Origin of the sequence: Herbihabitans rhizosphaerae (assembly GCF_004216555.1) — a bacterium.
Lineage (GTDB): Bacteria > Actinomycetota > Actinomycetes > Mycobacteriales > Pseudonocardiaceae > Herbihabitans > Herbihabitans rhizosphaerae.
Genome location: NZ_SGWQ01000002.1, coordinates 216,866 through 235,790, shown reverse-complemented (window position 1 = coordinate 235,790; position 18,925 = coordinate 216,866). Strand labels below are relative to the sequence as shown.

At 68.9% G+C, this 18,925-nt stretch carries 13 protein-coding genes and 1 pseudogene; 3 read left to right on the top strand and 11 right to left on the bottom strand.

The genetic code is table 11. The features are described 5' to 3' along the window. Positions 1-104: 104 nt before the first annotated feature. From EV193_RS06610 to EV193_RS06595, 4 genes are all read right to left on the bottom strand, one after another. On the bottom strand, positions 105-1,778 hold the full coding sequence (locus tag EV193_RS06610; protein ID WP_242613182.1) for an alpha/beta hydrolase: 1,674 nt from the start codon (positions 1,776-1,778) through the stop codon (positions 105-107). A gap of 103 nt (positions 1,779-1,881) precedes the next feature. Further along, positions 1,882-3,489 carry an alpha/beta hydrolase gene (locus EV193_RS06605; protein WP_242613181.1) on the bottom strand — a complete coding sequence of 536 codons (1,608 nt, stop codon included), beginning with the start codon at positions 3,487-3,489 and terminating at the stop codon, positions 1,882-1,884. A 94-nt stretch (positions 3,490-3,583) separates the two neighbouring features. After that, positions 3,584-4,906 (bottom strand): hypothetical protein, encoded by a 1,323-nt coding sequence (locus EV193_RS06600; protein ID WP_130343113.1) that lies wholly within the window; start codon positions 4,904-4,906, stop codon positions 3,584-3,586. 13 nt (positions 4,907-4,919) lie between these two features. After that, a complete protein-coding gene (locus EV193_RS06595; RefSeq protein ID WP_130343112.1) occupies positions 4,920-5,831 on the bottom strand; it encodes a DNA-3-methyladenine glycosylase family protein in 912 nt (303 codons plus the stop codon). Positions 5,832-5,960: 129 nt separating this feature from the next. Here EV193_RS06595 and EV193_RS06590 point away from each other — a divergent pair, with 129 nt between their 5' ends. Both EV193_RS06590 and EV193_RS06585 read left to right on the top strand, forming a co-directional pair. Continuing rightward, positions 5,961-6,674: a sulfite exporter TauE/SafE family protein gene (locus EV193_RS06590; RefSeq protein ID WP_130343111.1), complete on the top strand. Its 714-nt coding sequence runs from the start codon at positions 5,961-5,963 to the stop codon at positions 6,672-6,674. A 75-nt stretch (positions 6,675-6,749) separates the two neighbouring features. Continuing rightward, complete coding sequence (locus EV193_RS06585; RefSeq protein WP_130343110.1) at positions 6,750-7,688, top strand: WXG100 family type VII secretion target; 939 nt, start codon at positions 6,750-6,752, stop codon at positions 7,686-7,688. Positions 7,689-7,691: 3 nt separating this feature from the next. Here the strand turns inward: EV193_RS06585 and EV193_RS06580 are convergent, their stop codons facing one another. After that, positions 7,692-8,447, bottom strand: coding sequence for an endonuclease/exonuclease/phosphatase family protein (locus tag EV193_RS06580; RefSeq protein ID WP_130343109.1), 756 nt, complete (start codon positions 8,445-8,447; stop codon positions 7,692-7,694). 112 nt (positions 8,448-8,559) lie between these two features. Next, entirely contained in the window at positions 8,560-11,787 is a 3,228-nt protein-coding gene (locus tag EV193_RS06575; RefSeq protein WP_130343108.1) for an NHL repeat-containing protein, read from the bottom strand. Positions 11,788-11,910: 123 nt separating this feature from the next. On the opposite strand from EV193_RS06575, the gene EV193_RS06570 reads away from it, so the two are divergent. Continuing rightward, entirely contained in the window at positions 11,911-12,660 is a 750-nt protein-coding gene (locus tag EV193_RS06570) for a helix-turn-helix domain-containing protein (RefSeq protein ID WP_130343107.1), read from the top strand. A 127-nt stretch (positions 12,661-12,787) separates the two neighbouring features. Here the strand turns inward: EV193_RS06570 and EV193_RS06565 are convergent, their stop codons facing one another. The 5 genes and pseudogenes from EV193_RS06565 to egtA form a co-directional block, all read right to left on the bottom strand. After that, positions 12,788-14,422 carry an alpha/beta hydrolase gene (locus EV193_RS06565; RefSeq protein WP_130343106.1) on the bottom strand — a complete coding sequence of 545 codons (1,635 nt, stop codon included), beginning with the start codon at positions 14,420-14,422 and terminating at the stop codon, positions 12,788-12,790. A gap of 119 nt (positions 14,423-14,541) precedes the next feature. After that, positions 14,542-15,531 carry an L-histidine N(alpha)-methyltransferase gene (gene egtD, locus EV193_RS33695; RefSeq protein WP_207222565.1) on the bottom strand — a complete coding sequence of 330 codons (990 nt, stop codon included), beginning with the start codon at positions 15,529-15,531 and terminating at the stop codon, positions 14,542-14,544. Positions 15,532-15,642: 111 nt separating this feature from the next. Then, positions 15,643-16,341, bottom strand: a pseudogene (egtC, locus tag EV193_RS33690) (ergothioneine biosynthesis protein EgtC); the annotation flags it as partial. 2 nt (positions 16,342-16,343) lie between these two features. Next, positions 16,344-17,675: an ergothioneine biosynthesis protein EgtB gene (egtB, locus tag EV193_RS06555; RefSeq protein WP_130343104.1), complete on the bottom strand. Its 1,332-nt coding sequence runs from the start codon at positions 17,673-17,675 to the stop codon at positions 16,344-16,346. Continuing rightward, on the bottom strand, positions 17,672-18,919 hold the full coding sequence (egtA, locus tag EV193_RS06550; RefSeq protein WP_130343103.1) for an ergothioneine biosynthesis glutamate--cysteine ligase EgtA: 1,248 nt from the start codon (positions 18,917-18,919) through the stop codon (positions 17,672-17,674). Before egtA ends, egtB begins: the two co-directional genes overlap by 4 nt. Between the last annotated feature and the right edge of the window lie 6 nt (positions 18,920-18,925).

The following is an 18,925-nucleotide window of genomic DNA, read 5'->3' as shown; positions in this document are numbered from 1 at the left end:
CACTACAGCGGGTCGAGCCCGCTGAACCCGTTAGCAAGCCGAACGGGTCGAGCCCGCTGAACCCGTTAGCGTGGCTAAAGACACGCCTGGGTAGTGCAAGCCCGTCAGTGCTCCCTGGTGGCCTGTCCACTTGGGACGAACGGGAACGGCTGCACGTCGGGGTGGCACACCGTGCCCGGCCCCGGTACCTGGAGATCGATCAGATAGCGCGCGGCGATCTTGTCCGCGCACGAGCTGTCACCCAGGATGCAGTGGCCGAACGAGTCCACGCTGACCAGGAACGCGTTGCCGAGCTGGCTCGCCATGCGGCGGGAGAACTCGTACTGCGTCGCCGGGTCGTAGTAGTTGCCGACCACCATGATCGGGTTCGGCGTGCGGGCGTGCCACGGCCCCCGGTACGCGTCCGGCTGGCGCAGCGGCCACGCCGCGCACACCGCCGGGTCGCCCCAGGCCAGGTAGCGGCCGAACGTCGGCAGCTGCCGCTCCCACTCGTCGGCGATCCCGGGCACCTCGTTCAGCCGGTGGTTGAACGGCTTGTCGATGCAGTTCACCGCGGCGTAGGAATCGTCGGCCACATAAGGACTGTCCGGGCTGTTGGTCTGGCGCACGTCGTAGCGGGCGAGCTTGGCCGCCTGTTGCAACCCCGCGATCTTGGCGGCGGCCATCGGTGCCTTGCGCGCGGACGCCGCGCTCGGGTGGATCACGTCCCACATCGCCTGCATCGACTCGGCGAGCGGGGCGAGCGCCGCCGGGTTGTACAGGTTGCCGGCGACCGTCGCGGTGAACGTGTCGTGCCCGAGTGTCGGACCGTTCGGCACGGCGATCGGGCCGACCTCGCGCAGGTACTTGATCAGACCGTCGAACTTGGCGCGCGGATCGCCGTCGGAGAACGCGCACCGCGTGTCCACCATGTCGCACCGTTTCAGGTACGCGTCCAACGCGATCTCGAATCCGTTGGTGCGCTGGCGGTCGTACTCCAAACCGTCCAGCAGGCGCAGCGTCGGATCGACGTTGCCGTCCAGGATGATCGCCCGCGAACGGTTCGGGAAGATGTTGGCGTAGGTGGCGCCGAGCAGCGTGCCGTAGGAGAACCCGACGTAGGTCAGCTTCTTGTCACCCACGGCCCCGCGCAGCACGTCCAGGTCGCGTGCCACGGCCTCGGTGGACATGTGCTCGATCAGCGGGCCGGCGAACCGCTTGCAGAACTGGCCGTAGTCGCGGTTGGCGTCGATGGTGGACCGCTCCTCCGCGCGGGTGCGCGGGAGCAGTGCCATGCGGCCGAACACCGCGTCGGCGTCCTCCTGGGTGGCGAAGCAGCGCAGCGGGGTGCTGCGGGCGACGCCGCGCGGGTCGAAGCCGATCAGGTCGAACCGGTCCATCACCTCGGGCTCGAAGATCGCCCCGCCGACAGTCGGGTACCGGTAGCCGCTGCCGCCCGGGCCGCCCGGGTTCAGGAACAGCGAGCCGATCTTGGCGCCGGCGTTGTTCGCGGCGCGGCGCATCAGCGCGATGTTGATCGTGCCCTGGCGCGGCCGGTCGTGGTTCAGCGGCACGGCGTAGTGCCCGCAGGTGAACCTGAACCGGTCGGCCGGCGGCACATTGCTCAGATCACTCTCGGCGCACGGCCCCCATTTGACCGGTGCGACCGCCGCCTCGGCCGCCACATCCTGCGGTGGCGGTGCCGCGGATGCCTGTGGCAGCCCCACGATCGCCGACGCGGCGACCACAGCGGTCACCACGGCGACATCGCGCAGCCCGGATCTCCATTTACTAGCCACGACGTGCTCCCTCGCTCCCCGACCTGGAGCGACCACCATGTCGCCGCGTGCCCGACGAATGATCACACGTTTAGGTGACACCCGAAAGCAGCAATCGGGTCAATCAGCTTCCGGGGAACGGTTGGGTATTCGGGTGGCACACCGTGCCCGATCCCGGCGCCCGGAGATCGACCAGGTAGCGCGTGGCGATCTTGTCCAGACAGCCGCTCGTGCCGACCGCCGTGTGGCCGAACGCGTCCATGCTCACCAGGAACGCGTTGCCGAGCTGGCTCGCCATCCGCTTCGAGAAGTCGTACTGCGTCGCCGGGTCGTAGTAGCTGCCGACCAGCATCACCGGATTCGGCGTGCGGCGGTTCCACGGCCCCCGGTAAGCGTCCGGGTCACGCAGCGGCCACGCCGAGCAGGCGCGCGGATCGTTCCACGCCAGGTAGCGCCCGAACCTCGGCATCTGCCGGTCCCACGTGTCGGCGATCCTCGGCAGCTCCTGCGGCCGATGGTTGAACGGCTTGTCCGTGCAGTTCACCGCGCTGCCCGAGTCGTCGCCGGAGTAGGGCGTGTCCGGGTGGGTATCGAGTTGGCCGAGCCGCGCGAACCGGGCGAGATCGGCCACGTCGGCGGCGGTCAGCGGAACCCGCCGCTCGGCGGGCTGGATCGCGTCCCGCAGTGCTTTCAGCTTCTTCGCGAAGCCGGCGAGGTCGGCGCTGCGGTACAGCGCACCCGCGGACCCGGAGACGAACAACCCGAGGTCGACCGTGTGGCCGGGAATCGTGATCGGCCCGACGTCGCGGAGGTGCCGGCGGATCTCGTCGTACCGCGCTCGCGGGTCACCGTCGCTGAACGCGCACGCCGGGCCGGCCTGATCGCAGCGCGTCAGCATCGCGTCGAGTGCGATCTCGAATCCGTTGGTGCGCTGGCGGTCGTACTCCAGCCCGTCCAGCGTGCGCAGCGTCGGGTCGACGTTGCCGTCCAGCAGCATGGCGCGCGCCTTGTCCGGGAACATGTTCGCGTAGGTTGCGCCGAGCAACGTGCCGTAGGAAAGGCCCACGTAGTTGAGTCGCCTGTCGCCGACTCCGGCACGCAGCAGGTCGAGATCGCGGGCGACGGCCTCGGTGGACATGTGCTCGATCAGCGGGCCGGCGAACCGCTCGCAGAACCGGCCGAAGTCCCGCGTGGCGTCCACAGTGGACCGTTCCTCGGCATCGGTGATCGGCAACTGGGCCATGCGCCCGCGCACCGCGTCCGAGTCCTCCTGGGTGGCGAAGCAGCGCAGTGGCGTGCTCCGGCCGACCCCGCGGGGGTCGAAGCCGATCACGTCGAACCGGTCCAGCACCTCGGGCTGGAGGAACTGCTCGGCGATCCAGGCGAAGTGGAATCCGGGGCCACCGGGGCCACCAGGGTTGATGAACAGCGAGCCGATCTTGGCGTACGGCTTGCTCGCCGCGCGGCGCATCAGCGCGATGTTGATCGTGCCGTGCTCGGGGCGCTCGTGGTCGAGCGGGACGACCTGCGAGCCGCAGGTGAACCTCGCTCGGTCCGGCTGCGGGATCGGGGCGAGGTCGGCCTCGGTGCACTCGCCCCACGTGATCGGCGGCGGCGCGCTCCCCGGCTGCGCCGCGGACGACTGCGGCAGCACGATGATCATCGTGGCGGCGGCGACCAACGCGGTCACCGCGGCGATGTTGCGCAGCCTGAATCTCGATCGAATCGACACGACCCACTCCCCTCGATCCCCAGATCCGGCGACCTCGATGTCGCCGCCTCCCGAAAACGATCATACGTACGGGAGTGGATCACAGGGGCGGGATTCAGCCCGCCCGCTGCCAGCCGCGGCGGCGTCCGAGGTACACGCCGACGAATTGCTCGGAGCCGTCCCGGCGCAGCGCCCACAGCTCGGTGCGGGCCGGGAGTTGCAGCAGCTTCCCGCCGCGGATGTACCAGACCGGAGCGGTCGTGTCCGTGGTGCCGCCGCTGGTGTAGCCCGTGCCGAGGAACGGCCGCGGCAGCACCAGATAGCCCTGCATGTCGGCGGCGACCTCGGGCGTCGAGCCGCCGTAGGCGATGTCGTAGTTCATCGCTCCGCCGATGGCCGCGAACCGGAGCACGTGCACCTCGTCCGGGTCGGGGCTGAACGGCGAGCCGGGATAGGTGAGGCCGAGATTCGCCACCACCTCGGCCGGCTTGCGGAAGTGCGCGACGTCCTGCGCGCGGTGCACGAACCCGGCGACGAACCGGTACCGGTTGGCGAGGCAGTCGGAAACCTGTTGCGGCGTCAGCACTTTCTGCATGACGGTGGGCGGCTCGACCTCGCGGTCCAACGGCAGGTCGCCGCGCAGGCCGTTGCCCATGACCATCCGCTCGCGCGGCACGACGGCCTCGAACACGCCGAACTCGACCTCGGTGAGCCCCATCTGCCGGGCGCGGAACCCGTCGCCGCCGTCGTAGACCAGCCGTGCCTGGCCGTCGGCCGCGACCACGCCGAACGGCTCGCCGTCGACGGTGGCGGTCAGGTTGATCGTGTACAGCTCGGAGAGCTGGTTGCGCGGGACGGACGCGAAGACGGTGCCCTGCTCGTCGCGCTGGAACATCGGTGGCAGCTCGCCAGGGCCGCGCGGGAACAGCTCCACGGTGCCGTCCGGCATCGGGTCGGCGCGAAACTCCTGGCCCTGGAAGGTCGCGTACCAGCCGAACACCGGGTCGACAACCGGCGCCGGCCCGGCGGGCACCTCGTCCACAGTGGACAGTTGCCGCCAGAGCGGCTCGACCTGATCGGTCGGCAGCGTGATGCCGGCCTGGTGCACGTCGTAGACGACGGTCGGAACCCCTTGTCCGGCAAGCTGTCCGCAGATGCTGATCGCGTTCGGCAGGGGCAGCGCGAGGACCTTCACGGTGCCGTCCTGCTCGGCGAGGCCGGCATCCTGGCCGAAGGCGTGGGCGCGCTCGCCGCTGGTGAACGCGAACAGGTGCGGAGCGTTGTCGATCATGCCGACGAACGGCACCGGGTTGGGTAGGTCGCCGCGCATCACGAAGAACCACCGCTCCAGGCTGAACACGGCGTTCCAGTAGTCGCCCATGCGTCCGGTCTCCCGGGCCTGCTGCGCCAACGCGTCGAACTGCTCGCTCGAGGTCACGCCCGCACCCTATCTAGCCGGCCCGGCGCTGTCCGGCGATCTCCCCGGTCAAGTCCTCCCTTCGGGTGCGGAACAGGACCGATATCCACGTTCGGTAGGGCCGCCAGCGCTCCGCGATGCCGTGGAGATCCACAGTGGACGGACCGTACGCGGAGACCATCTCCTCGTGCAGGCGCCGCTCGGAGGTCGGGAAGCCGTCCGGGTGCACCGCGCCGCGCAACAGGATCAGCTCGGCGGAGAACGGGCCGATGCCGTCGAGCCGCCTCAGGTGCTCGATCGCCTGGTCGGCCGGCATGGCGCGGAGGGCGCCGGCGTCCAGCTCACCGGCCAGTGCGGCCTCGGCGATGCCCCGCAACCTGCGGCTCTTCACCTCGTTGACCAGCGGCACGTGCTCCAGAGCGGTGATCACCTCGGGACCGGGAAACGACGGCAGCAGCTCGCCGTGCACCTCGACCTCGACGCCGAGCCGCTCGGCCAGCCGGTGCTTGATCATGGCGGCGTGCGCGATGCGCGTGCGGTTGCCGATCACGGCCCAGCACGCGGCCTCGTACGGCGAGTGGAACCCGACCGGCCGCAGCCCCGGATACCGACGCTGGAGCTGAGCGACCACCGGGTCACGCCGGCCGACCTCGGCGAACCCGGAGCCGTCCACGTCCAGCGAGAGGATCCGCCGCACGTGCGCCACGGCGTTGCCGGTGTCCCGCCGGTCCCCCACGACGCGCGCCCGCACCCGGCCGTCCACTTGCGACTGTCTGATGTGGACACCCACCGGACGCCAGGACGGCGCGCACGGGAACGCCAGCCGCAGTTCGCCCTGGTGCGCGGCGGCACTCGCGCGGGCGGCCGGCGCGAAGCCTTCGAGGAAGCGCGCCGACGCGGTGAGGTCGAACGGGCCGGCGATGGGCAGGTCGATCCAGTCGGTCATGGGTGCAGAGTGCCTCAGGGGTACGACAGTGACGGTGCACGCATCCGCTGGCGTGGCGTGGTCACGGAGTCGCAGACTGGGCTCGGCCGCGCATTGTCGCGCGGTTCGCGGAGTCCGAGGGAGGATCACGTGACCACGGCGCTGATCGTTGCCGGGGTGGTGATCCTGATCGGCTCGATCATCCAGGGTGTCGTCGGCTACGGGTTGAACCTGCTCGCGGGCCCGATTCTGGCCCTGCTCGATCCCATGCTCGTCCCGGTGCCGGTGCTGATCGTCGCGTCGGTGCAGGCCACGCTCGCCGTGGTGCGGGAGCACGGGCACACGCACTGGCCCGGTGTCGGCTGGGCGATGCTCGGCCGGCTGCCCGGCAACGTGCTGGGCGTGCTCGCGGTGGCCACGCTGCCGGTGCGCGGGTTCAACATCGTGGTGGCCCTGTCGGTGATCGCGTGCGTGGTGCTGTCGGTGGTCGCCTGGAAGCCTCGGCCGACCCCGCCCGGGCTGGTGATCGCCGGGACCGCGAGCGGGACGTTCGGCACCGCGTCGGCGATCGGCGGGCCACCGATCGCGTTGCTGTACCAGAACAGCAAGGGTCCGACCGTGCGCGCGACACTCGGCGCGTACTTCTTCCTGGCGTCGGTGTCCTCGATCGTGACGCTGGCCGTGGCGGGCGAGGTGCACGGCGAACACCTGCACGCGGCGCTGCTGCTGTTGCCGTTCATGGCGGCGGGATTCGCGTTGTCCAGCCCCGCCCGGCGATTCATCGACGCCGGACGAGTGCGCGCCGCGGTGCTCACAGTGGCCTCCGTGGCGGCCGTGATCCTGCTGGTTCGGAGCGTGCTTTAGGGCGGCCGGCCGTCCAATACCGTGCAACTCCGTCCAAGCGCCCCGGACGCGTTCTGCCGTCGGCATTGTGACGGTATGGGAAACGTCTCTGACCTGTGGAACCTCGAAGCCGACCCGGCCACGCTCGACTCGCTTGAAGACGCCTGGAAGTCACAGGTCAAACAGTTGTCGTGGGCCGCGGACACCATCACCAGCGCCGCGAACAGGGTGGTCGGCAGCGAGGCGTGGAAAGGCGAGACGGCCGAGCGGTACGACCAGCACCGGCGCAAGATCGTCAAGGATCTCGACAAGTGTGCCGACCTGACCGGCAACGTTGCGCGGGCTCTCGGCGAGTGCGCACAAACGTTGCGGCACAACCAAAGCCAGCTCACCGCCGAACGGCACAAGCTCAACAACATCCGCTCGGACAACGCCGGCGGGACGCTCACCTTCCGCCCCAAGGACCCTCAGGAAGCCAAGCTCGTCAACGAGGCGATCAAGGCGGCCAACGAGATCCGCGGCCGAGTCGACCGCGAGTTGAACGCCAAGGCGGCGGTCTTCAAGGCAGCGCTTGGACAGTTGACCGCGTGGGAACGCGCCTGGTCGGCCCGCACGCTCAAGATGCTGAACTGGAACGTCCAACAGGGCGGCGACGGCAACAAGATATGGCCGCGCAACGACGACAAGGGCACCGAGTCGAGGGACATCGGGGACTTGGCGGCGCAATTGAGGGTCAACAACGTCGACGTCGCGACATTGCAGGAGATCTTCAAGGACGACGCGGAGAAGCTGGAGAAGGCGCTCAACGATGGGGCCGAGCCCGGGGAGAAGTGGGAGGTCCAGTTCGGCAAGGGGTCGGAGAGGTGGCACCAGGAGGACAACGGGTTGTTTCCGTTCAAGGGTAAGGACGACTTCGGCAACGCCATCGTCGTGCGCACCGGCAACGGTGTGACGACCGGTCCCTCTGCGGTCACCGATCTGGGCCCTGGTGACGAGCCTCGCTCCGCCACCAGAACCCAGATCAACATCAGGTGAGCGTCACCAGTACGGCAGCGTCACGTCGACCTCCTGCCCGTCGTGGTCCGACTTGCCTCGGTGCCACCGCGTGGCCTCGGAGGAACCGACGCCGCGTGGCAGCACGTGATCGATCCGGTAGTTGTACTCCGACGTGCCGTGCTTCCCGTCGTGGATATTGCCGGCATCGACATCGAAACCCTGCCCGCCGAATTCCCTGATTCCGCGCGCTGACGGACCGTTGCCCTCTGATCCGGCATTGAAGTCGCCGGTTACGACTGTGTTGCCGCTGGTGGGGTCACCGGCCAGACCGCGCAGCCTATCGATTTGCGCCGATTGTTCCGCCGCATGTGGACCGGGTTTGCTCAAATGTGTGGTGAGGACATCCAGCCGGTTGCGACTGATGGCCAGGAAACTGTCCGCCGCGTCGGCGTCCACCTTTCGGTAGACCGCCATCGAGAATTCCAGGCGCTCAGCGTCCGAGTCGACCGTGGCGGCGAAGGCCTTCAGCGCCCCGTCCAGGGCTGACCTGGCCTGATGATGCGCATCGAGACATTCTGTTCCCCCGCTGGTATTGCCGAACGTCGTCGTGGGGGTGAGCCTCAAACTGCTCGCCGGCGCGCCACCCCACGTCGTCCTCAATGTCACGCTTTCAGGTGTTGGTTGCGGTGACGGCGAGCTGGAAAGGCCCTTCACACCCGCGTCGAGTGAGCTTTGCGCCCGCCGCACCTCGTTGGTTAGTCCCTTGAGTTCATCAAGATCTACTTGACTTTCTGACATATCGCAATGGTACGCGAAGTCGAGAACTCAGTGGCCCGGTATGACGTGACCGCTCAGTTCTGAGCGGTCACGTCATACCATCCGGACGAGCAAGTCCGCCGTACGCGTGAGGTCAGAAGCCCTTGTACATCAGGACCCTGCTGTACCAGTTCTCCTCGGCGAACACGTAACGCCGTCCGTCCGGGAGTTGCATCGCCGTCACCGCGTGCCGCATGTCGTGAAATCCTGATCGGTGAGCGACTTCCGGTCCGGGAACCAGCGAACCCAGTCGAGTACCGGTCGCCGCGTCGTACATCCGGATCCGACCGGTCAGCGTGGGCGTGGTCCCCTTGGCATTACCGACGTAGACGCGGTCACCAGCAGCGGTGAGTGTGAACGGCCGGCACAGAATGTGCGGGTCGTTCGGGCAGAATTTCGCCACGTCCGCCGGCAGTTCTTGAAGCCAGGTCGGTGATGGCCCCGGACCGGTTCCCGCCTTCTGCGCGAGATGACGCTCGTAGAACTTGTCGTATCTCGCGATCTGCCATCCGGTCCGCATGGTCGGGTCGTTCACCGACTGGCCCATCAGGTACAACGTGTCCGTTGCCGACTGGTAGACGAGCCCGTGAACAGACAGGAACGGCTGCGGCAGCGGCATTGCTTCGACGTTGTTCGTGTCGTACTTCGGGCTGCCGCCCTCGAACGTCCCGTCGAACCGAACCCGCTTCAACTGCCATTGGCTCACGCCGTTCTGGCCGGCCATCCACAGGTCGCCGGCGCGATGATGCGCGGTGTCCTGTTCCGACACGCTCCAGTTCGACAGTATCCGGAGGTCCATCTGCTTGTCGTATTCGTTGGCGTCGAACTGGCAGTCGCCGTCCTTGTCCCGCCATGACCACAGCGGACTCGTGGGTTTGTTCGGAGGCCAATTCGCGCCGTCTGTCTGTTCACTGAAGAACACCGACGGTTGCGAACGTTTACCGTCGTCGCTGAATTTGTAGACGCCGAGCCGGCCCACATCGCCCTGACCGGTGGCGAACAGGAACTTCTTCCGTTCCGGACCCATGTATCGGACGGCGATGGCGGCCTGCTGGTGCACACCGGACACTCGCGGATCGTCCTGGCATCGGTATCGATCGGTCATCAGCGTGGTCCTGTCCGGTGACCACTCCGTTCCCGGAACCTGACTGTCCAGGTTCAACGCATAGCGATGGACCGGTGAGTACACCACTCCCGGCGCCGCCGGGTCCGGCGCGACAACCGCCGTGCTGAGGTAATTCTGTACCTGGGCCTCGAGTGCTTTGCTGGCCCCGTTGAACCGGCGGATATCTAGAACCGCGGGCGGTTTCGCCGTGGACGCGCCCACGCCGTTGCTGGCGACGTAATAGTTGCCCGCGTTGTCGACGGCGACACCAGTTGGTCCGTCGAACCGCGCGGGACCGTATTCGCCGCCGAACGCCATGACACCGCCCGCGTCACCAAGACGCTTGGACACCACCTCCGGCAGTTCGGATTTCGTGGTGTCGAAGACCTGGATCTGCTGAGCCTCACGAGCATCGTTGGTGACGTGCAGCAGGCCCGCCTTGTCGACGACCACAGCGCTCGGTTCGAAAGCCGCGATGCCCGGCCGCGGACCGGCCAACCGCCGCCCCGGCGTCAGACCGCCATCGGGACCGACAACGTATTCCTGGACATACGATGGTTGCCCGTTGACGATCACCCAGAGGCGGCCGTTCGAGCCGTAGGCCATTCCCCGGGGATTCGGGACGGACACGGTGTGTACCGGAGTGGTGAGCTGGTCCTTGCGGTAAACACGAACCTCGTTGAGTTGGCGGTGGGACAAGAACAGATGGTCAGCGCTTGCCGCAAGGCCACGAATGTTCTGCGGATGCGTTTCCGCCGACGGCGGGTCGGGCAGACACAGGTCGGTTCCCACGGTCGGGACACTGATATCGGGCGCGATCTTCCTCTTGTCGTGCTGGGCGACACACGAGGCGCCGACCTTCTGATAACTCGCGTAGACGTATTCGGAGTCGCCGGTGACCGCCAACCCGCCAAGGCTTCGGAGGTAGGTACCACCCAGCCGGCTGTACGGACGGATGACGCCGCGACCGTCCACGATCTCGTAGGAATAGATGCCCATCGAACGGCCGGCTTCATCGAAGTGGCTGTTGGCGTAGATCAAGGTCTTGCCATCGGGCAACGGCGTCGATTCCGTCCAGAGGGCATGGAGATTCTGGGCGACATGGCGTTCGTAGTACGGATGGTTGTCCACCGCGTACTTGGCGGCGTCCGTCGGGAGGATGGTTTCGCCGATCCACGAGGTCCGGAACGGAACGGCCTGGATGTCGTACACGGCGATGTTGTCCACGAACACCTCCGGGGCGTCGCCCTGCCATCCCCGCAGTAGCGCGAAACCCGGGCCGAACCGCACGTCACCTTGGCCGGTCTGCAACGCGGACGGGGACATCTCGAATGTGTCCGGGGTTCCGACCTCGACGTTGTCGAGGAAATACCGATAGGTGACGCGTCCGGTGTCGTCCGACGTGTCGACGCGGCTGCCGCCGTGGGTGACGATATCCGCCCGGATTTGCAGGACGGCGAACCTGTCGGTCGCCGGGCCGAGGTCGATCGTCCGATTCCCGAGGCCGCCGGGACCCGTCAGCCCGCGGCCACCACGGTCGAGATAGGGCTGCGGGCGAAGCTGATACCGCGCCCCGGGATGACGCGGCGCGTGGACGTTCGTCGAGATCAGGAAGCTGCGTTTGGTCTCGGCATTCGGCACGACCGGGACCGGCACCAGATGTTCGTCGTCGACGCGCACGGCCGCGCCGGTGTCGGCGGGTCCACGCGTGCCGTCGTCTCTGATTCCCTCGGCGGGTGGGCTCTCCGAGCCGACCGGCGGTGCCGAGCCCGGCTTGAACTGGCTGTGCCCCAGCCACAGGGCCGTGCTGTCGAAAAAGCTGAAATCATTCAGATAGCTGCCATTCGGCGGGACGCGATTACGGAGATGGCTGCTGACGTGCTCCGTGCAGCACCTCGTCTTGTAGGCAATGTCGTACATCCCGCTTTTCTGCGTACCGGTTTCGTCCGGGGCAGGATTGTCGAACAGCCGTCGGCTTTGCCCGACGTGATCTTTCATGCCGGTTTCGGCCAGACTGTCGTTGCCCTCTTTGTGGCGGCCGAACCGGAGAATGTAATGGGCGTCGGCCAGCGATTCGCCGGGCGCGAGGAATGGGCGGGGCGACTGAGGCAACTCCGCTGCCGCGCCGACCGCGATCGGTGCGTTGTGCACACCCCCGACCACTGCGAGAATGGCGAGCGCCACCACAATCCGACGCCGAGCCAACCTGATTCTCATCGTTCACTCCCCCTCAACGATCACAGCACCACCGGTGCGTGAGGTACCGACCATGGCGGTGGTGGCGATATCCGGGAAGAGTCGGTCCCGTTGAGCGGGACCAGTACAGCGGGGGGATCACCGATGGAGGAGCAAGACGGCCGGAGAGCAGGCCACACCGGCAACGGGGCGGGACGCGGCGTGCTGGAGGGCGCTTTTCTCCTACTGGACGAACTCACCCGGCTCGGAGAGGCAGGCCCGACCGAACTCGTCGCGGGCACCGGATTGCCCAAATCCACGGCACACCGGTTGCTGGATCAACTCGCCGCCCTCGGCGCGGTGCGACGCGGCGGCGGGCGGTACCGGATCGGACCGCGCCTGTTCCATCTCGGTTCGGGGTGGCAACCGAGCACTGTGTTGCGGGCGGCTGCCCACCGTCCGCTCCGGGAGTTGGCCACGGCATTCGACAACGCGAGTGTGGGCGTGTCCGTTCCGGAGTCGGGGCGTTCGCTGCTGGTTGGCGGACTCCACGGTGAGGTTGACCAGGTCCAGCCGTGGCGCACCGGGCTGCGACTCCCGTCCGGGTGCGCCGCGGACATCCTGACCGCGACCGACCTGTCGGGCTGGCCGCCGCCCGAGTGCTACTCCGTGAAGGAGTGGAAACGGCTGACCGCGGGCGCCCGTGAGCAGGGCGTGGCCTTCGACCACGACTCCGTACCGTGGGCGTCCTGCGTGGCCGCACCTGTCCGCTCGCCCACCGGCAAACCCATCGGCGCCGTCGGTGCGGCGGTCTTCGACGGCAAGCGGCTGCCCTCCATCGCCGCGGCCGTACAGCGTGCCGCGGACATGATCAGCGCCAACGTGGCCCGGTCCGGCGACCTTCTGGACGAGTAGCCGCTCGGCGAGCCGATGCAGAACGCGGGACTCGCCGGTGCACAGCGCGGGACTCGCGAAGAAAGAGGCGGGCCCTGCCAGGGGTGCACTCCCCGGCAGGGCCCGCTCGTCGCATCCCCTGGCTCGATTACCTCTTCGGAGCAGGAGCAGGCGGCGGACCCGGGAACGGCTGGGTGTCCGGGTGGCACACCACACCCGGCGGCGGCATCTGCCCGTCCACCAGATACCGCGCGGCGATCTTGTCCACGCACGAACTGTCACCCAGGATGCAGTGCCCGAACGCGTCCACGCTCACCAGTTCGGCCGAGTGCAGCTGCTCGGTCATCCGCCTCGCGTACTCGTACTGCGTCGCCGGGTCGTAGTAGTTCCCGATCACCAGCAGCGGATTCGCCGTCTTGTTGTTCCACGGCCCGGTGTACGGCTGCGGGTTCTTCACCGGCCACTCCGTGCAGCCGGCCGGGTCCGACCAGGACAGGTACCGCCCGAACGTCGGCGACTCCTTCTCCCACGTGTCGGCGATCTTCGGGTTCTCGGTGATCTTGTGCGTGAACGGCTTGTCCGTGCAGTTCACCGCGAAGTACGAGTCGTCGGTCGCGTACGGGGTGTCCGGCTCCACGTCGTGCCGGGCGATCTTCGGCGCGGTGAGCAGCGCCTTCACGTCGACCCGCTCGGCGCCCGCACGCGCCTGCGCCTGCGGGTTGATCACCTTGTGCAGTGCGGCCAGCAGGCGCGCGGTGTCGGCCAGCTTCTCCGGCGAGTACAGGTTGCCGGACACCGTGTCGGTGAACGAGTACAGGTCGACCGCCGTGCCGTCCGGCATGACCACCGGGTGCTGCCGCAGCGTGTCACGGATCTGGTCGAACTTGGCCCGCGGATCACCGTCGGAGAACGCGCAGTCCGGCCCGACGTCCTTGCATCGCTTGAGGAACGCGTCCAGCGCGATCTCGAAGCCCCTGGTGCGCTGGCGGTCGTAGTCCAGCCCGTCGGACAGGCGCAGCTTCGGGTCCACGTTGCCGTCCAGGATCAGCGCGCGCGCCTTGTCCGGGAACATGTTCGCGTAGGTCGCGCCGAGCAGCGTGCCGTAGGAGAACCCGACGAAGCTGAGCTGCTTGTCCCCCACGGCCTGGCGAAGCAGATCCAGGTCGCGCGCCACGTCGGCGGTGGACATGTGCTCGATCAGCCCGCCGCTGAACTGGCCGCATGACTTGCCGTAGTCCTGGTAGGCATCGGTGATGTCCGCCTCGGCCTCGTCGGTCGTGGGGATCACGTTGGTGCGCGCGGAGTGCACGTGCGCGTCCTCGGCGGTCGCGAAGCAGCGCAGCGGCGTGCTCGCGGCGACCCCGCGCGGGTCGAAGCCGACCATGTCGAACTTGGCCAGCACCTCCGGCTCGAACCAGTTCTTGGCGCGCGTCGGCGTGCGGAACCCGGAGCCGCCCGGCCCGCCCGGGTTGAGGAACAGCGACCCGATCCGCCGAGTCGGGTCGTCGGCGGCGCGCTTCATCAGCGCGAGATTGATGCTGGGGCCGGTGGGGTTCGCGTGGTCCAGCGGCACCGTGTACCAGGCGCAGCTGAACTTCGGCCGGTCCTCCGGCGGCACTCCCGGCAGGTTCGCGTCCAGGCACGGACCCCAGGCCGGGGCGGGCGCCGCCGCCGGCGCGCCCGGCTCGGCCGCACCCGTGGACGGCAGCGCGACGGCCACCACGCCCGCCACCGCGACACCGGCCGCCGCCGCGAGCACGCGCAGCTTTTTCGTTGTTTTCATCGCCGACTTGCTCCTCGATCGCACCCGCGGCGACACACCTCGCCGCTCCTCAGTCGCGCGAGACTGCCACGAATGATCATGGGCACGGTAGGGCAGATCGTCGGATACCGCTCGACTACTCAGCGTCCACTTGCGACAGAGGCGGCCTCCGACAAGGACAGGGCGAACCGGCCGGCCTTGTCGGTCCACCAGTGCCGCATGGCGAACCCGGCCGCGGCCAGTTCCGATTCCACCGTCTCGCGGCGGAACTTCGCGGACACCTCGGTGCGCAGTTCCTCGCGATCGGCGAAGTCCACGGTCAATTCGACGGCCGGCAGCCGCACCCGCATCGCCCTGGTCGCGCGCAGCCGCATCTCGATCCACTCGTGCTCGGCATCCCACAGCGCGACGTGCTCGAACGCCTCGACGTCGAAGTCCGCGCCCAGCTCCCGGTTGAGCACGCGCAGCACATTGCGGTTGAACTCGGCGGTCACACCCGCGCTGTCGTCGTACGCGCGCACCAGCGTGCTCTCGTCCTTCACCAGGTCGGTGCCCAGCAGCAGCCACTCCCCCGGCCGCAGCACACCGGCCACCGAGGACAGGAACTTGGCGCGCTCGCCAGGCAGCAGGTTGCCGATGGTGCCGCCGAGGAAGGCCAGCAGCCGGGGCGGCTCGCCCGGCAGCAGTGCCAGGTGCTCGGTGAAGTCGCCGACCACACCGTGCACGGCGAGGCCCGGGTACTCCTCGTGCAGCGCCACCGTGGCGTCCCGCAGGGCCTGCTCGGACACGTCCAGCGGCACGAACTGGCGCAGTGTTCCGTTGTGCCGCAAGGCATCCAGCAGCAGCCTGGTCTTCTCCGACGAGCCGGAGCCCAGCTCGACCAGGGTGTGCGCACCGGTCAGACGGGCGATGTCCAGGCTGCGCCCGAGCAGGATCTCGCGCTCCGCGCGGGTCGGGTAGTACTCGGGCAGCCGGGTGATCGCGTCGAACAGCTCGCTGCCCCGCGCGTCGTAGAACCACTTGGGCGGCAACGACTTCGGGTGCGCGGTGAGCCCGGTGAGCACGTCGGAGGCGAGCGACGCGCTGGCGAAGTCGTCCGGCAGGTGCACGTCCACGGTCGGCTGGGACATCGGTTCTCCAGTCGTCGGCTCATCGTCCACTGTGGACACTTTTGGGGACTCTCCTTCTTCGATCGGGCGGATCTCCACCACCGGCCCGCTGTCGCCGATCGTGGCGACCACCAACTGCCCGTCCGGCACCGGTGTCCAGGCCGGATCGTCGTCCCACGGCTCGGACGCCACGACGACGGACTCCTCGCCGCGCAGCACCGTCAGGGCGTGCACCCAGGTGTTCGCGACCAGCACGCGGCCGTCGGTCAGCATCAGGTTGAGCTTCGAGCCCGGTGCTGCCGCGCCCACCTCGCGCACGGTCGCGGCCAGCGCGTCGGCCGGGTCCTCACCGTCGCGAAGGCGCGCGTACAGCAACGCCCACACGGTCGCCGAGTCCACCGGCGCCTCGACGGTCAGCAGATCGGCCACCGGCAGCCGCTCGGCGAGCTTGGCCACCGTGTCCGGCCAGCCGGCGACGAACCCGTTCAGGCTGAACAGCCAGCGCCCGCGCGCGAACGGCGCGCACGCGCTGTCCATGATCGGCATGCCGGTGGTGGCCGAGCGCACGGCGGCCAGCACGGCACCCGAGTGGGTCGCGCGGGCCAGTACGTCGAAATTCTGGTCCGTCCACAGTGGAACGGCCCGCCGGTACCGCGCTGGAACGTCCACATCGGACGGATACCAGCCGGCGCCGAAGCCGTCCACGTTCACCACGGCGCTCCCCCGCATGTCCGCCGGCGCCCAGGTCTGGCGCAGCAGCGAATGCGAACGGTCCAGCATCAGCTCGGCCAGCGTGATCGGTGGGCCGAGGTATCCCAGGTGTCGGCACACCGTCAGCGCACCTCGCCCGACCGCACGTCGCGGGCCAGCCGGAAGCCGGCGAAGATCTGCCGCCGGATCGGGTAGTCCCAGTTGCGGAACGTACCCCGGCAGGCGGCCGGATCGGTGCCGAACGAGCCGCCGCGCAGCACCTTGTACTCGGGCCCGAAGAACACCTCCGAGTACTCGCGGTACGGGAACGCCTGGAATCCCGGATAGCCGTAGAAGTCGGTGGCCGTCCACTCCCACACGTCGCCGATGAGCTGGTGCACGCCCAGCGGCGAGGCGCCGTCCGGGTACGCGCCGACCGGAGCCGGGCGCAGGTGACGCTGGCCCAGGTTGGCGTGCCGGGGCTCGGGATCCTCGTCGCCCCAAGGGAATCTGCGGCTGCGATCGCCGTCCGGGTCGTGCCTGGCCGCCTTCTCCCACTCGGCCTCGGTGGGCAGCCGCTTGCCGGCCCAGCGGGCGAACGCGTCCGCCTCGTGGAACGACACGTGCACCACCGGCTCGTCGTGCGGGATCTCCTCGACCACGCCGAACCGCCTCCGCGTCCAGGTCTGGCCGTGCTTGTCCCAGAAGCGCGGCGCGACCAGGTTCGCCTCGACCCGGAACGCCCAGCCGCCGTCGGACCACCAGCGCCGGTCGTCGTAGCCGCCGCCCTCGACGAACTCCAGGTACCGCCCGCAGGTGACCGGCACGCTCTCGATCGCGAACGGCGGCACCTCGACGGCGTGCGCCGGCCGCTCGTTGTCCAGCGCCCACGGCTCGGCCGAGGTACCCATGGTGAACCGTCCACCTGGGACGATCACCTCGTCGACACGGTGTGCCACAACGGGTTTCGGCGGATCGGGCGCGTGCAACACCGGGGCGCCGGTGCGCAACTGGTGGGTGGCCAGCATGGTCTCGTCGTGCTGCTGCTCGTGCTGCACGATCATGCCGAACGCGAACGCCCGGTCGAGCAGCCGCCGGCCCTCCAGCGGGGTGCGCTCCAGCACGTCGAGCACCTTGTCGCGCACCTCACGCACGTACGAGCGCGCCTCACCCGGGCCGAGCAGCGGCAGCGTCGGGCGCGCGGCCCGCGGGTGCTGGAACGCGTCGTACAGCTCGTCGATGTCGCGGCGCACCGGCTCCCGGCCGCCGACATCGCGGACGAGCCACAGCTCCTCCTGGTTGCCGATGTGCGCGAGGTCCCACACCAGCGGCGACATCAGCTTCGAGTGCTGGCGGACGAGGTCGTCGTCGTCCACCGCGTCGGTGAGCAGCGCGCTGCGCTCGCGCGCCCGGGTGAGCTGCGCCGCCACGTGGTCCCGCAGCGCTTCCGCGCCGAGGTCAGCGGTGTTGGTCACGGGGTCCCTCCGTCGAGTCGCAGGTGCACGTCGTCGGCCAAACTCGTTGCCAGACTTGGGGAAACGCCGGTGTTCGGGAGTTCGGCGACGCCGATCTCGACCACCTTGCGGGCCGCCTCGGCCACCGGTGGATCGGCAAGACCGTCCCGCGCCGCCTCGATCCACCGGTCCACCGCGGGCGCGCACGCGTCCAGCGTTCGGTCCACAGTGGACGGTGTGGAGAGGAGGGCGGCGACCAGCGCGACCGGTGCCATCCAGGCCGGCCCCGGCTGCGCGTCGATGTAGCGCACCTCGAGGTAGCCCTGCGGCCGCACCGGCGGGAACAGCGTGGTCAGGTGATAGTCCAGATCGGCGACACTGGGCGGATTCGGCAACGCGCCGGCCGTCCAGTCGGCGAACGTGACACCGGCCGGCGCCTCCCAGCACCCGTCGTCGCGCCGCAGGCAGAGCAGCGGCGTGTCCAGCACGTGGGCGGCCCACGCGGCGGCCGGGTCGGCGGTGACCGCGCCGGGCCGGGTGCGGGACGGATCGGTGGCCAGCACCGTGCGCATCCGCTCCGATGACCAGTCGCTGGACGTGCCGCGCAACCCCGTGGAGTTGGCGAACAACGCCACCAGCACCGGCCCGAGCGCGTGCACGGCTGCCCACCGGTCGGCGACCTGGTCCCGCTCGCCCGCGTCCACGCAGACCTGCAGGCCGGCCGTGCTGCACATCATCGTGATGCCCGCGTCGCCCATGGGCTCGAACGCCTTCTCCATGGCGGCGTAGCGGGGTGTGTCGAGGACGCGCTGCGGCGGCCGGTGCGGGTCGGTGCCACTGGAACCGAGGGCGAGGCCCGCGTCGGCGAGGAGGTTGCTCAGATGCGCGATGTCGGCGCCGACCACGTCGAAGAGTTCGGTGAGGGTCGGCTGCGGAAGCGCGGAGATCTCGACCTGGCCCCCCGGCTCGAGGCTGATCGGGGAACCGCCGGGCAAGGGGACTGCCGGGCTGTCGGGGCGCAGAGTGCGCGGGGCGTGGGAGCCCAGGGCCGCGGCGAGGCGGTCTGCGTCGAGCGGGCGCCGCGGGTCGTCGGTGTGGTGCACCGTCCATTCCAGCTCGACACCGGTCAGTTTCGGTGGACCGTGCTTGAAGCAGACCGACGCCACGTAGGCCTCGGCGTCGTGCCGCTCGCGAATCCAGCGCCTGGCCGGTTCGACGATCGATGGGTTCGGCAGTGAAGTCTCTGACGTCCCAGATCTGGTCATGGCGAC